Annotated in this window: 11 protein-coding genes; 3 read left to right on the plus strand and 8 right to left on the minus strand. The window is 66.8% G+C overall.

The window, feature by feature from the left end:
- Positions 1–3 precede the first annotated feature (3 nt).
- Positions 4–630 carry a transcriptional repressor gene (locus HDC36_RS12110; protein ID WP_179567574.1) on the minus strand — a complete coding sequence of 209 codons (627 nt, stop codon included), beginning with the start codon at positions 628–630 and terminating at the stop codon, positions 4–6.
- A gap of 459 nt (positions 631–1,089) precedes the next feature.
- Between HDC36_RS12110 and HDC36_RS12115 the strand changes: the two genes are divergently transcribed.
- The 3 genes from HDC36_RS12115 to HDC36_RS12125 are packed head-to-tail and all read left to right on the plus strand — an operon-like array spanning position 1,090 to position 4,318.
- Positions 1,090–3,402, plus strand: coding sequence for a TonB-dependent siderophore receptor (locus HDC36_RS12115; protein WP_179567576.1), 2,313 nt, complete (start codon positions 1,090–1,092; stop codon positions 3,400–3,402).
- Between the two features lie 27 nt (positions 3,403–3,429).
- Positions 3,430–3,936 carry a hypothetical protein gene (locus HDC36_RS12120; RefSeq protein WP_255432694.1) on the plus strand — a complete coding sequence of 169 codons (507 nt, stop codon included), beginning with the start codon at positions 3,430–3,432 and terminating at the stop codon, positions 3,934–3,936.
- Positions 3,917–4,318: a hypothetical protein gene (locus HDC36_RS12125; RefSeq protein WP_179567578.1), complete on the plus strand. Its 402-nt coding sequence runs from the start codon at positions 3,917–3,919 to the stop codon at positions 4,316–4,318. The genes HDC36_RS12120 and HDC36_RS12125 overlap by 20 nt, the downstream gene beginning before the upstream one ends.
- 295 nt (positions 4,319–4,613) lie before the next feature.
- On the opposite strand, the gene map is transcribed toward HDC36_RS12125, so the two are convergent.
- From map to HDC36_RS12160, 7 genes are all read right to left on the minus strand, one after another.
- Entirely contained in the window at positions 4,614–5,390 is a 777-nt protein-coding gene (map, locus tag HDC36_RS12130) for a type I methionyl aminopeptidase (RefSeq protein ID WP_179567580.1), read from the minus strand.
- A complete protein-coding gene (locus HDC36_RS12135) occupies positions 5,387–5,599 on the minus strand; it encodes a ParD-like family protein (RefSeq protein WP_179567582.1) in 213 nt (70 codons plus the stop codon). Before HDC36_RS12135 ends, map begins: the two co-directional genes overlap by 4 nt.
- A gap of 368 nt (positions 5,600–5,967) precedes the next feature.
- Positions 5,968–7,272: a sorbosone dehydrogenase family protein gene (locus HDC36_RS12140; protein ID WP_218848154.1), complete on the minus strand. Its 1,305-nt coding sequence runs from the start codon at positions 7,270–7,272 to the stop codon at positions 5,968–5,970.
- Positions 7,265–7,708 carry a DUF2231 domain-containing protein gene (locus HDC36_RS12145; RefSeq protein ID WP_179567584.1) on the minus strand — a complete coding sequence of 148 codons (444 nt, stop codon included), beginning with the start codon at positions 7,706–7,708 and terminating at the stop codon, positions 7,265–7,267. Before HDC36_RS12145 ends, HDC36_RS12140 begins: the two co-directional genes overlap by 8 nt.
- 185 nt (positions 7,709–7,893) lie before the next feature.
- Positions 7,894–9,051, minus strand: coding sequence for a substrate-binding domain-containing protein (locus HDC36_RS12150; RefSeq protein WP_218848156.1), 1,158 nt, complete (start codon positions 9,049–9,051; stop codon positions 7,894–7,896).
- A gap of 75 nt (positions 9,052–9,126) precedes the next feature.
- A complete protein-coding gene (locus HDC36_RS12155) occupies positions 9,127–11,571 on the minus strand; it encodes a GH92 family glycosyl hydrolase (protein WP_179567586.1) in 2,445 nt (814 codons plus the stop codon).
- A gap of 134 nt (positions 11,572–11,705) precedes the next feature.
- On the minus strand, positions 11,706–14,798 hold the full coding sequence (locus tag HDC36_RS12160) for a TonB-dependent receptor (RefSeq protein ID WP_343204337.1): 3,093 nt from the start codon (positions 14,796–14,798) through the stop codon (positions 11,706–11,708).
- Positions 14,799–14,841: the final 43 nt, after the last annotated feature.

Here is a 14,841-nt window from a genome sequence, read left to right on the forward strand (position 1 = left end):
GGATCAGGCCGTCCTGGCCCGCGACCACCGGCCACCCTCCGTCGCCTGCTGTCCTTCCTTGCGCAGTGGCCGACATTGCGCACACGTCGTGGTCATGATGGTGAAGACCGACTCCTCGTCGAGAGCGAAGCCCTGCCCGGATGCCAGCGACCGCAGGTGTTCATGCAACGCCAGGTCTTCGATGAAAACCAGCCGCGCGCCGCACTGGCAGCGCAGCGTGTCGTGCTGGTCGTTCAGCGCTTCCGGCCTGATGGCATAGAACGCGCGCCCACGGGCGCCTTCGGTGCGAACCAACAACCCAGCGGTCCATAGATCGTTCAGCGCCCGGTAGACCGATCCCGGCGCGAGGCTGTCGGATTGCGTGCTGAGGATGCGATACATCTGGCTGGCATCGAGACAGCTCGGTGTCGCCTGCTCCAGCACGTTCAGGACGCTGGTACGAGCGATCGTCGGTCGCAGCCGGCTCGTCGCCAACCGTTGTTCCTGAGACGACGTCGGCGATGCGGTCGCGGGATCGGCTGCTGCGGTGCGCTTCATCATGCGTTTGCCTGACGGCAGATTCTTGCGACCGAGGGAGGCCGGCCACAGCCAGCCCAAGGCGCGGATCGTCGGAACCGGCAATAGCGGCATGGCGTGGTGTCCAGCGCCACTGCTGCGGGCGATGCGCCAGGCATCGGGACCACGACGAGGCCGACGCCGCTTGTGGCAGTGGGTTTGGCACGGGAGACGGCGGCGGTACTCATGCGCTCCTCTCAACGACTACCGGGGTAAGAGGCGCGCTTGGCCGACTGCATCGTCGCCATACAAAGACGAAGCGGGGACATAGGGGATTCCTGGATAAGAACAAAGCGCTTGTTCGGCCGGCCAAGCCGGCTGGGCTGAGGCGTGGCAAGCCACGATCGAGCGCAGCGTACCCGCGCCGGCTGGACGTCACATTGCGAAACCAGGTCAAACTATTTTTCATTGCGGCCACCTTGTCGAGCCTCATCGCGCTTGGCCTAACTGAATAACAATCTGGCCTGGTTTCGCCATGACTCCCCTGTGTCCGCATTGTTAAATACGGCACCCAAATGCGAATGAGTATTGTTGATGTCCACCCTCACACCTGCTGGGAAGTCCCGTTGGCCAATCGATAGGCGCACAGCGTGCGCCGCTCATCCTCATCTGGATGGGCGGTACAAGGCCGCCATCAGGAGCGCGCCCCGCACCGTGCTTGGCTCGGCAGTTGCGGTCGCAGTTTTCATTGGCGCGCAGGGCGCATTCGCCGCCGAGCCAGCGCAGATCCAAACCAAGCCAGAGGGGACCTCTCAAGAGGAGACAGCCTTCCCGGCCATTACCGTAACGGGTCGCAGGGATACGGCGACCACCGAAGGTACCGGCTCCTACACCACGGGCGAAACCGCGGCGGCGACGCACCTGCCGCTGTCCCTGCAGGAAACGCCACAGGCGCTGACGGTGATCACGCGCCAGCGCATGGACGATCAACAGTTGAATTCGGTGCAGGGCGTGCTGGAGAACGCCACGGGCGTCGCGTCGTACCAGTCCGACAGCGAACGAACGAGTTTCTATTCGCGTGGTTTCCTGATCAACAACGTTCAGTACAACGGCATTCCCACCGTCGTCGGCGACATCGTCAACGGGAGCGGCATCGGTTCCCTCGATACCGCGTTCTATGATCGTGTCGAGGTCGTGCGCGGCGGCTCCGGCTTGCTGACCGGCACCGGCAATCCCTCGGCCGCCATCAACCTGGTGCGCAAACAACCGAGCCGCGACTTCTCGGCAGCCGCCTCGCTTGGTGGCGGGAGTTGGGACACCTACCGGGGCATGGGCGACATCTCGGTGCCGTTGACCGAGGACGGTCGCATCCGCGCGCGCATGGTGGGGACGTACCAGGACGGACACGCGTACATCGACGGCTACAAGCCGAAGAGGAAGTCGTTCTACGGCATCATCGAGGCAGATCTGACAGTAGACACGACGGTGAGCCTGGGCTACGACTACCAGGACATCACGCCGAAGGGCTCCACCTGGGGAGGGTTGCCGCTGTGGTTCAGCGACGGCACGCAGGCGGAGTACTCACGTTCCAGGAACTACGCGCAGGACTGGAGCCATTGGGACAACACCCTCAAGACGGCGTTTGCCGAGATCGAACACCGCTTCGACAACGGGTGGAAACTCCGGGCCGTCGCCAACCAGTACCGCACCGACTACGATGCCGAACTCCTCGGCCTGATCGGCCGCCCCGATCGCGCCACGGGACTGGGCACCTATCCCTACGGGGCGTATCCGGTAGCACTGGCGTCCGAAGGTCGCAGCCGTCAAAACACCTTCGACGTGATGGCGAGCGGCCCCGTCGAACTGTTTGGCCGCCAGCATGACCTGGTGGTGGGGGCGACGCGTTCGCGCCGCACGGCCGGCCAGGAGGATGTCGCTCCGTTCTATCCCGGCTTTGCGCCGGTCAATGTCTATGCGCTGAGTCCAGCCTATCCGCGCCCCAACTTCGATGCCATGGCTTGGATACCGACCCGCACCCGAATCAAGCAGAGCGGTGTCTATGGCGCCGCCCGGTTCTCGCTGGCCGAGCCTCTGAAACTCATTGTCGGCGGCCGCTTCAGCAACTACGAAATCGACGACGTCGTCGGTGGCTCGTCGTTGCACTACAAGAAGCGCAGTGAATTCACCCCGTATGCCGGCGTGGTCTACGACATCGACAAGACCTATTCGGCCTACGTGAGCTACACGGGCATCTTCAATCCGCAAACCGACTATCGCGACAGCAGGGGCAACGTGCTCACGCCGGCGAAGGGAAAGACCAAGGAAATCGGCCTCAAAGGCGCTTACATGGACGGGCGTCTGAATGCGTCGGTGGCCTTGTTCGAGACCGAGCTGGGCAACGTGGCGCAGATGGTCGCAGGAACCTATACGCCAGCCGGTGCCCAAGCCTATCGAGGCGCGAACGGGACGAAGTCGCGCGGGATCGAGCTGGACCTGCAGGGCGAGTTGGCGCGTGGCTGGAACATCTACGCAGGGATCGCCCATTTCACGGCGCAAGATGGCGATGGCGTGCGCTTGAATTCGCAATTGCCGCGCACCACGGCCCAGCTTTTCACCAGCTACCAGTTGCCCGGAGAGTGGAGCAAGTTGACGCTGGGCGGAGGCGTCAAATGGCAAAGCCGCTTCTACCAGGCGCCCAACACCGGCACCAGTTCGCTGGGCGGGGAACAGGGGTCTTATGCCCTGGCATCACTGATGGGGCGCTACTCCATCACCAAGCAGACCAACGTGGCCGTCAACGTCAACAACGTTTTCGACAGGAAGTACGCGCTACAGAAAGGCGATTTCGACACCGTGGGGTATGGCGCACCCCGCAACGTGATGGTGACGCTGAACTACCGGTATTGATCTGCGCTCAGGCGAACGCTTCAGCCGTTGGAAATCCTCAGACATATCGCCATTGATATCGAGAAAACTCCCATGCCTCTTCAGTCCCCCTCGCGCCCCGCACAAGACCCGGCCACGAACCACCCAGACAAGGTCGCCTTGTTCTGGTTGACGACAGCCGCTGGTGCCGTGCTTTTTGTCACCTTCCAGTTGTTCTTCTACGTAAACGACTTTGTGAAAGCGCACGGAGCAACACCGGCGATCACGTTTGAGCCCGGCGTGCTGTGGATGTTTTCCGCGTTCTACGGTTGTTGGATCGTCACGGTGCTTATAGCGCTGATCGGAACCCGCAAGGCTCAGTGGGGTGCGCTGGCCCTCGGCAGCCTGCTTGTCGTCCTGAATACCCTTGGAGGCATCTCCGACGGGTTGCGCGACGGTTGGCACATCGCCTTTTCGGCGGTGTTCTTCATTACGTTGCCGGGCGTGTTCGCCATTGCGACCACCTGGCGTCGCCTCAAAAGCAAAGGAAACGGCCATGTCGATGAACAGTTCTGACTTCCCTCTGGTCTGGATGAATCTTGCCCAAGAGCCCGGACATGACCACCAGAAGGACTTCGAGGAATTCGAAGAAAATCTGCAGCGCGGGGAGCCCTTCGTGCTCTTGACCGATACCGCACCGGCTGAAGACCATGAGCACTCGCCGGAAGAAAAGAAACGCACCGCGCTGTGGATGAAGAAGCACAAGCTCGAATTGCGAAGGCTGGTGCTGGCAATGATCCTGGTCGAACCCAACTCGGCGAAACGTCTTGGTTTCAAGGCATTTGCGGTCGTTTTTGCCAAGTTCTGGGGCTACCCTCTACTTCTTGCCGCTTCACGCGAGCAGGCGATAGAGATGGCTGGAGAACTGCTCCCAAAGGACGGAAAGCCATCCAGCTGATGGCCCACGCTGGCGTCCGATCTCCCGGGAAGCTCTGTCGCCGTTCATCGCCCAGGCACATCGACCACGGCGAAGCCCTGCGCGTCTCCCAGGATACGGCTGCCCGGCATGCCCTGGGTCTCCACTGGGGCACCTTCCAACTGACCGACGAAGGCCGCGAGGAGCCGCGCGAGACACTGTCCGAAGCGCTACGCCTGGCAGGCGCTGCCGCTGCCAGCTTCGTCGCCGCCGAGCCCAGGCAGGTCTTCGGCTTCGACGATCCTGCGGCCTAGCGCTCAGTTCCTGCCGTTCCCCGTCAATCGACCCGGCAAAGCGGCTTCTCGCCGGGCCGCAACGTCAGCACCCGCACGCCGCTGCGCGTCACCGCCACCGTGTGCTCGAACTGCGCCGACAGCTTGCCGTCGCGCGTATGCACCGGCCATTGCTCCGGCAGCGCGCGGATCGCCGCACGGCCGTGGTTGAGCATCGGCTCGATGGTGAACACCATGCCCTCCTGCAGTTCCAGTCCGGTGCCGGCATGGCCGTAGTGCAGGATCTGCGGATCTTCGTGCATCTCGCGGCCGATGCCGTGCCCGCAGTATTCCTTCACCACGCTGTAGCCGTGCTCGCGCGCATGGCGGGCGATGGCGTGGCCGATGTCGCCCAGGCGCGCGCCGGGGCGCACCGCGGCGATGCCCTTCCACATCGCCTGGTAGGTCGCCTGCACCAGCCGCCGCGCCGGATAGGCGACCTCGCCGACCAGGTAGGTGGTGCTGGAATCGGCGATGTAGCCGTTCTTTTCGAGCGTGATGTCCAGGTTGACGATCTGGCCGCTGCGCAACACGTCGTCGGCCGAGGGCACACCGTGGCAGACCACGTCGTCGATCGAAGCGTTGAGCACGAACGGAAATCCGTACTGGCCCTTGCTGGCCGGCCGCGCGTGCAGCTCTTCCACGATCATCCGTTCGACGACGTCGTTGAGTTCCAGCGTGCTGCGGCCTTCCAGCGGCAGCTGGTCCAGCGCATGGAACACCTGCGCCAGCAGTCGGCCGGACTCGGCCATCAGCGCGAGTTCGTCCGGCCGCTTGATCACGCTCGGCCCGATTTCAACGCCTGCGGTTGCACACCGGCCGCACGCAATTCGCGCGCCACCAGGTCCTGGAACGACAGCTCCGGATGCATCTCGCACAGCATGCCGATCCTGATCCAGAAGGTGGCCTGCGCATTGATCGAGCGGCTGGTCACGGTGCAGGCGCGGCGCAGTTGGTCGTGCAGCTCGTCGTCGATGTTGACGATGCCCATTGGGGACTCCTGTGTCCGGGATACATGAATCATATACGATTCGTATATCTCGAACAATACACGCATCACGCGCGCCTGCCGCGCTCATCCCCGGCACGAGGGCGGCGGCAACGGATGCGCACCACGCCACTCCTTCTGCATTTCGTAGCGCTGGACGGAATACGCCTTGACTGAAGGCACGTCACAGACGCGCGGGCCAGGCGCAAAAGCGGGGATCGGCGTGGCGCACAGGCGCGCGTACGCACGCTCGACGGTTGCGTTCCTGCCGCCTCAGATCGGCAGAGAACGGCGTGCCCCGCGCCAAGCGCCGCATCGCACGCAGACTCGCTCCGCCCGCCTGCAGGTGGGCGGCGCGAGTCTTGGATCGGTCAGAAACTCACCCGCCAGACGCTGTTGCCGACGTCGTCGGCAATCAGCAGCGCGCCGTCCTTGTCCTGCGCCAGGCCGACCGGGGCGCCGAACAGCTGCGACTGGTCCTGCGAGTGGAAGCCGCTGACCACGGTCTGCGGCGGACCGGCCGGCCGACCCTGCTGGAACGGCACGTAGACCACCTGGTAGCCGCTGAGCGGCGAGCGGTTCCAGCTGCCGTGCTCGGCCACGAACGCGCCCTCGCGGTACTTCGCGGGCAGCGTCTCGCCGCGGGAAAACCACAGGCCCAGCGCGGCCACATGCGAGCCCAGCGCGTAGTCCGGCTTGATCGCCTTGGCCACCAGGTCCGGCCGTTGATCCTTGACCCGCACATCCACGTTCTGCCCGTAATAGCTGTACGGCCAGCCGTAGAATCCGCCGTCCTGCACCGAGGTCAGGTAGTCGGGCACCAGGTCGGCACCGATCTCGTCGCGCTCGTTGGCGATCGCCCACAGCGCGCCGGTGTGCGGCTCCCACTGCAGTCCGGTCGGATTGCGGATGCCGGAGGCGAAGATACGGCTGCTGGCCGAGGCGACATCCACTTCCAGTACGGCCGCGCGGCGGTACTCCACGTCCAGCCCGTTCTCGCCGATGTTGCTGTTGGAGCCCACGCCGACGTACAGCTTGCGGCCGTCGGGGCTGGCCAGCAGCGCCTTGGTCCAATGGTGCTCGATCGTGCCGGGGAGATCGGCGAACAGCGTGCCGGCCGCGGTGATCTCGGTCTGGCCGGCGACGTAGGGGAACTTCATGATGCTGTCGGTGTTGGCGACGTACAGCGCATCGCCGATCAGCTGCACGCCGAACGGCGAGTGCAGCCCCTTCAGGAACGCATGCTGCTCCCACTTGCCGTCCGCTGTCCTGCGCAGCAGGGTGATGCGGTTGCCGCCCTTGGCGCTCTTGCCGGAGCGGCTCTGGATCAGGTCGGCGATCAGCTGCTTGGGCGTGGTGACCGGCTCCATGCCCGGCGAGTTGGCCTCCACCACCAGCACGTCGCCGTTGGGCAGCACGTACAGCTGGCGCGGATGCTTCAGGCCGCCGGCGATCTTCTCGATCTTCAGGCCCGCCGCCACCGTGGGCGCCTGCCCCTCCTTCCAGCCCACGCCCTCGGGAACCCGCATCGGCGGCAGCAGGAAGTTGCGGGCTTCCGGCAACGGCGGCGCGTTGCCCGACTGCTGGGTCGGTTCGAGCGTGGCCTTGCCGCTGCAGGCGGCCAGGGCCATTGCGCAGCTCAGGGCGAAGGCGGACGTGCAGAGGCGCTTAGCCATGGACGTAACCCTCGCGTGGCGTCGTGCGGATGGCGATGAGCACATGCCCGATCGCCAGCAGCGCGACCGTGGCGATCGAGAGCCAGACGCCCGCGGGGACCACCGCATACGCATCGCGGCTGTGCACGAAGGCATTGAAGATGGCGGCGACGATGGCGAGCAGGTTCAACCAGAAGTCGAGCCGTTCCCCCGGCAGCGCGGAACGCCGCGCGGTGATCCAGACCTGGGTCAGATTGATCAGGCGCGGCACGATGGCGATGACCAGGCCGATCGCGATCAGCCAGGCCGCTGCCTTGGTCCACAGGATCACGCCGCTGCGGGCATAGACGATGTCGAAGATCAGCGCGGCGACGAAGCAGCCGAACGGGATGGGGTTGAGCAGGCCGTAGAGGGCGTTGGCCACCACGGAACGGCGCGCTGCAGTCTGCAGATGCATGAGACGGCTCTCGACGAAGGGAGGAATGGGGCGAATCGCCCGCTCACCACGAAACCGCGGAACGCTCCGCGGTGGTGGTGCGATCCACTATCTGCCCGTCTCTGTCTAGAGGGTGTCGCGATGGAACGGCGTGCTCGGTCGTGTCGTCCGGACTCGCCGCTTCGGCCGCACCCGCGACCGCAGCGCTACGCGAGCGCGGCAACGATCGGCGCTCCGCTGCTTTCGCGCACCGACAGGCTCACCGGCGCGATCGTCCTGCGCGGCGCGGCGCGGTCGTCCAGTTGCGCGAGCACCAGCTGCGCCGCTTGCCGGCCGCGCGCGCGCGGCTGCGCGGCGAGGGTGGTCAGCGCCGGCGTGCTCACCGCGGCTTCGGGGATGTCGTCGAAGCCGGTGACGGCGAAGTCCTGGCCGGGCCGGATGCCGCGCGCCAGCAGGCCCAGCATCAGGCCCAGCGCGACCGTGTCGTTGTAGCAGACCGCCGCGGTCGGTGGCGCCGCGACGGCGAACAGCTCGCCGTGGCGCGCAGCCGCTTCCAGGCGGTTGGGCGCCGACTCGATCAGCCAGGCCGGGTCGACCGGCAACCCGGCGTTGCGCATCGCCTGCGCGTGGCCGGCGCGGCGCTGGCGGCACGAACTGGACGCGGCATGGCCACCGTAGAAGGCGATGCGACGGTGGCCGAGTGCGATCAGGTGCTCGGTCGCCAGTTGCGCGCCGCGCTGGTTGTCCAGGCCGAGGAAGCCCCAGTCGTCGGCGCCGGCGAGTTCGCGGTTGAACAGCAGCACGTTCGCGCGCGCGTCCAGCACCGTGTGCAGTTCGGCGGCATCGCTGCCCTCGGCCGGCGACAGGATCACGCCCGCCGGCGTGTGCTCCATCAGCGAGCCCAGCACCGCCTGCTGCCGTGCGGGCGACTCGCCGGTGCTGCCGAGCAGGGTCACGTAGCCCTGCTCGCCCAGCGCCTCGTCCACGCCGGCCGCGAACTCGGCGAAGAACGGATTGGCCAGGTCGTTGATGACCAGCGCCACGCTGGTCGAGGTGCGCCGGCGCAGATTGGCCGCGCCACGGTTGTAGACGTAGCGCTGCCGCTTCAGTTCCGCTTCCACCCGCGCGCGGGTGTCGGCATGGACCAGCGGGCTGCCGCGCAGCACCAGCGACACGGTCGCGCGCGAGACGCCGACCGCATCGGCGATGTCGGTGACGGTCACCACGCGCTGGCGGTCGCGTCCCGCGGCGGCCGGCCCGGCCTTCCCCGCGCCATCCACCGCGTCCGGCGCCGGTGCCGGCGTGGGCAGGACGGCCTTGGACGCGCGTATGGATGCGGCACGGGGCGGACGCTTCTGGCGCATCGGATCGATCCCCTTCTGACGAGACGCGCAGCGTAAACCATCGGCTGCGCGTCGCTGCCGGTCTCGTGTGCGGACTCAGCGCAAGGTCATGCCCGCCGCAGCGGGTTCGGCGGCACAGGGCGACAGCGGCAGGTCCTGCGGGCGCGTGCCCCAGCCCTGCGGCTGCGGCGCCTCGCTCAGCTCGAAGCGCAAGCGGCCGCCCTGGCGCAGCTGCGCCCAGTCCAGCCAGACCGGCGCCTGCGTGCGTCCGTCCAGGGTCACGCCGCGGATATAGCGCAGCGCGCCGTCGCCGGCCTGCGGCGCGTCGATGCGCAGCGTGCGGCCCGGCCCCACGTCCAGCTCGATACGCGAGAAGCGCGGCGCATGCAGCAGGAACTGCCCGGTGCCGGGTACCGCCGGATACAGGCCCATGGCGCTGAACAGGTACCACGCCGACATCGTGCCCAGGTCGTCGTTGCCGGTGACGCCGTTCGGCGCATTGGTGAACAGCGTCTGCGCCGCATGCAGCACCGTACTGGTCTTCCATGGCTGGCCGATCAGCGTGTACATCCACGGCGCGTGCAGATCGGGTTCGTTGTTGGGGTTGTAGCGGAACTGGCTGTAGTAGCTGTACGGCCCCACCACCCATTCCTTGCGCGCGGCGCCGGCCGGATCGGCCAGCAGCGCGTCGTAGGCGAAGAACGCGTCCAGGCGCCGCGCGGCCTGCTCCGGTCCGTGCATCGCTTGTACCAGGCCCGGCACGTCCTGCTGCGCCAGCCACTGGTACTGCCAGGCGGTGCCTTCATGGAAGCCGTGCTGCGAGCGCGGGTCGTAATGGCCATCCGACGGCGTGTACCACGCACCGTCCTCGGTGCGCGGCCGCGGGAAGCCGCTGAAACCGGTCTGCGCATCGCGCACCGTCGGGTCCCACAGCGTGCGCCAGTTGCGCCCGCGGCGGTTCAGCACCGCGGCGTCCTCGGCGTGACCCAGCGCGCCGGCCATCGTCGACAGCGCGCAGTCGGCCAGCGCGTACTCCAGCGTCGCCGAGCCGCCGTGGTGCGGATCGACATCCATGCCCTTGGACGGGAACGCGCGGTCGTACTGCACGAAGCCGTGCGCCAGGTAATTGGCATTGCCGGACCGGCCGGCATGTCGCGAGTTCAACGGCGGCATCTCGAAGGCGTTGCGGCGCAGCGCGGCGTAGGCCTCGGCCTCGCGCCCCTGCAGCGCGCCGAAGCGCCACAGGTCGACCAGGAACGGCGTGACCGGATCGCCGGTCATGACGTTGCTCTCGAAGTTGGCATAGCCCCAGCGCGGCAGCCAGCCCCCCTGCTCATCGATCGCCAGGAGCGAGCGTGCGATGTCGGCGGCGCGCTGCGGCCGCAGCAGGGCCAGCAACTGGTTCTGCGAGCGGTAGGTGTCCCACAGCGAGAAATACTCGTGGTAGGTCCAGCCGTCGGCGCGGTGGATCCCGTCGTCGTAGCCGCGGTAACGGCCATCGGCATCGCTGCCGGTCAGCGGCTGCAGCAGCGCGTGGTACAGCGCCGTGTAGAACACCGCGCGGTCGTCGCCGCTGCCACCGCGCACGCGCACGCTGGCAAGCTCCTTGTCCCACGTCCGCTGTGCGCGGGCGCGCATTGCATCGAAGCCGAGCAGGCGGCCATTGGCCATGCCCTCGCTGCGCAGGTTGTTGCGCGCGCCCTCGGCATCGACGTGCGAGATCGCCGAGATGGCGGTCACCGCGCGGCCCTTGCCCAGGTCGAAGGTCAGCCAGGCGCCGCTCGGCTTGCCCTCGCCTTCCATGACATGGCGCGATCCCGGCACGCCGCCGGCCTCGCCCCAGGTGCCGAAGGCCTTGAACGGACGATCGAACTCCAGGCGGAACCAGGTCGTGTACTGGTGGCCGCCGCAGAAGCTGTCGGTCACCAGCTTGCCTTCCACCACGCGGTCGCCGACCACGCTCAGGGTGCTGCCGGTGACGACATGGCGGGCGTTGGCCTGGCCGATGTTGACCAGCACATGGCCCTCGCCCGAGGTCGCAAAGGTGTAGCGCTCGGCCGCCGCCCGGGTCAGCGCGGTGGCTTCGGCATCGATGCCGCCGTAATCGGTCAACCGCACCTTGTAGTAGCCGGCCTGGCCACGCTCGCCATCGTGCTGGTAGCGCGCACCGTAGCGCGCGTGGTCGAACGCCTTCGGATCGGCCGTATCGAACTCGCCGCCCGGGCCGATGCGCCCGGTCACCGGCAGCACCGAGACCTGCCCGCCCTGTTCCCAACAGCCGGCGCCGGAGAGGAAGGAATGGCCGAAGCCGCGGATCTGCGGATCGTCGTAGCGCCAGCCGGCGTAGTGCGCGCCGATCGGGCTGACCTGGATCATCCCGAACGGTGCGGACGCGCCGGGAAAGGTGTTGCCGTCGTCCTTGCTGCCGATGAAGGTGTTGACCTCGGCGCTGGGCCGTGGCGCGGCCGCCAGCGCCGGCGCGGTCAGCAACAAGGACAGGGCGAGCGTGTGGAGCAGGGAGGGCAGCGGGGGAAGCGTCATGCGGTGTGGTCCTGTGGTGAGCGACCGCCCCGCGCGACGGGAACGGTCGTGGCCTGCAACGAAAAACGGCGTCCGGCCCGCGCGGCCTCCCGCCGAACGGGAGTGCCGCATGGGCCCGGATACCGGGGGCGCGCCTAGAACTTGTAGGTCAGCCCCAGATACGCCAGCCGGCCGGCGTAGCCGCTGGTATAAAAGCGATCGCGGGTGTCATCGCCCAGGTGCTGGCGCGTCTCCTGCTTGGTCAGGTTCAGCACCGACGCGGAGAGGCTGAGCGCCGGCGTGATGTTGTAGGCCGCGTTCAGATCGATCTGGTAGTACGGCTCCTCGTAGATGTTCAGCCCGTTGACCAGGCCCTGCACCAGTTCGCCGCGACGGTTGTACGAGGCGCGCAGCAGCAGGCGGTCGGTCTCGTAGAACACGGTGAGGTTGGTCTGGTTCTTGGCGCTGCCGGGCATGGAGGTCTTGCCGACCTCGGTCCCATCCTCCAGCCGCACCGCCGCCTTGCTGGCATCGTTGTAGGTGTAGTTGAACTGTACGCCGAGGCCGGATGCCAGCGTGTGCTGCGCGTACAGCTCCACGCCTTGCGAGACCGCATCCTGGCCGCCGGCCTGGGTGCTGTAGTTCTGCACGGTGACCATCTGCCCGTCGACCATCATGTTCACGTCGCTGATCACGCCGACCGCGAAGTTCTCGACGTTCTTGCGGAACAGTCCCACACCCGCCACCGAGCCCGGCTGGAAGTACCACTCCAGCCCCAGGTCGAACTGGTTGGCCTTGTACGGCTCCAGGTTCTTGTTGCTGCCCGAGCCGTACCAGCCCTGCTCGCTGGCGCCGCCGGTCAGGCGCCGGTCGGCCACGTACTCGGGGCTGTAGTACTCCAGGCTGCCGGGCGCGGCGATGTCGGTATAGCTGGGCCGTGCGATCACCTTCGACGCCGCCGCACGCAGCAGCAGGTTGTCGGTCAGGTCGTAGGCCAGGTTGAAGCTCGGCAGCACGTCGGTGTAATTGCGGTCCAGGCCGCTGATGACGAACGACTCGTTGCGTTGCTCGCTGTCCGACAACCGCCAGTAGCCTTCGGTACCGCAGTAGGTGTCGGCCGGAGCGCCGGTGGGCATGGCGGCGCCCTGCTGGCAGGCCAGCGGATTGCCGTCGGCGCCGTCGAAGAAGTAATCGTTGTAGGCGGTCACCTTGTCGGTGGAATCGGCGTGCTGGCCGGTGCGCGCTACCCGCACGCCGACGTTGCCGCGCAGGCGCTCGGTGTGGAAGTTGAGTTGCAGGTAGGTGGAATAGATCTTCTCGTCGACGTTGTAGACGAAGTTGTCTTCGCTGCGGGTCTGCATCGCGCCGTAGGTGTTGTTCAAGTAGCCGATGTAGCCCGGGAAGTTGATCGCCGGAAACGCACTGGCCTTCACCCCGCCGGGGAAGTTGTCCATCGCATACAGCAAGTCGGGCGAGAACTGCGTGGCGATGGCGTTGCAGCGCCCGTTCCAGTAGCGGTTGTCGTAGTCGCCCGGGTCGGTGCCCGGACACACCCAGTAGTTGTTGCCGGTGTTGCGGTGGATGCCGCCGTCGCGGCGCTTGAGGCCGAACTGCAGCGAATCGAAGACCTCGCCGTCGAGATGCCAGGTGGTGTCGATCTGCGCGTACTTCTGCTGGTTGGTGTTGCGGGTCCAGGACGAGCCGGTCGAACCCAGATCGACCTGCAGGATCCCGTCGCGCAGGTTCTGCATCAGCTCCGGCGAGAACGTCATGGTCGGGGTGCCGGTCAGGTCCCAGGCGCTGGCGAAGTTGCCGTTGGTCCAGCTGCCGTCGGGGTTCTGCAGGCGCGGCTTGATCGGCAGGGAGAACTGCAGCTCCGGCCCGCCCTTGGCCCAGGTGCGGCCGGCCTTGAAGGACACGTCCACGCTTTCGCCGCGCCATTCGCCGCCCAGGTCCACCGTCTGCGACAGCGATTTTTCGATGTTGTAGCTGCCGGTGATCTGCGGCGTCGGCACGGTGCAGTCGTCCGAGCCCCAGCCGCCTGGCGGCAGGCCGGCCGCCGCGGCCTGGGCTTCGCTGCAGTAGTACGCCTTGCCCGGATGCAGGCTGTAGTCGGCGCCGGTGACGATGGTGCCGCTGGGATCGAAGTGCAGCCCATCGAGCAGGCGGCCGCCGCGCCAGTTGCCATCGCCGTAGTAGCGCGCGATGTTCCACTCGGGAATCTTGACGGTGTTGGTCTGCGAGTTCTGCGAGAGGTCGAAGCGGAAGTAGTTCGCGGTCAGGGTCAGGTCGTCGGTCGGCTTGAACTGGAAGGTCAGCTGGCCGCCCTTGCGCTCGCGCTCCTCCTGCTTGACGTCCAGGCTGACCGCGGTCGGCATCATGAAGCCGGTGCGGTAATTGCCGTTCTGGTCCCAGAAGCCGGTGCCGCCCCACCAGTTGGAGTTGAACGCCGACGGATTGCCGTTCACGTCCACGGCCGGGCCGACTTCGTCGCGGCCGTACCACTGCCAGTCCTCGGTGCTGGCGTCCAGGGTGCGCGCCGTGCGCTTCTGCTGCGTATAGCCGACGAACACGCCGAAGCGGTTGTCCTTGTCGTGCCACGAGTACGAACCGGAGAACTGGCCGTCGGTCTTCTTGCTGGTATCGGCCCAGGTGCCCTCGACCGAGACGAAGCCGGAATGGGGTTCCAGCTCCAGCGGCCGCCGCGTCTGCAGGATCACCGTGCCGCCGATGCCGCCTTCGTCGATGCGCGCTTCCGGCGTCTTGTACAACTCCGCGCTGCCCAGCAGGTTCGACGGCAGCAGCGTGTAGTTGAACGAGCGCGTCGGGTCGCCGTTGGACTCGGCGGTGGCGATGTAGTTGCCGTTCAATTCGGTCAGCACCAGCTCCGAGGACAGGCCGCGCACGCTGACGTTCTTGCCCTCGCCGCCGTCGCGGCTGATGACCACGCCGGGCACGCGCTGCAACGCGTCGGCTACGTTCTTGTCGGGGAACTTGCCGACGTCCTCGGCGGTGATCACGTCCACTACGGCGTTGGCGTTGCGCTTCTGCTCCAGGCTTTTCTCGATCGCGTAGCGGTAGCCGGTCACCGTGACCGCGTCCAGGTCCTTGGGCTGCAGTTCGGCCTGGCCCGAGGGCGCTGGCGTGCTGTCGGCCTGCTGAGCGAAGGCGGTGGTGGAGGCGGCGCTCGCGCACAAGGCGATGGCGATCCCCACAGACAAGGTGCTGCGGTGGCGTACGTGTGACATGCGGTTCATTTCAATCATCCTCTCCCAAAGATTGATCGGCTGC

This window comes from Xanthomonas sp. JAI131 (assembly GCF_013410075.1).
In the GTDB taxonomy this organism is placed as follows: Bacteria; Pseudomonadota; Gammaproteobacteria; order Xanthomonadales; family Xanthomonadaceae; genus Xanthomonas_A; species Xanthomonas_A bonasiae.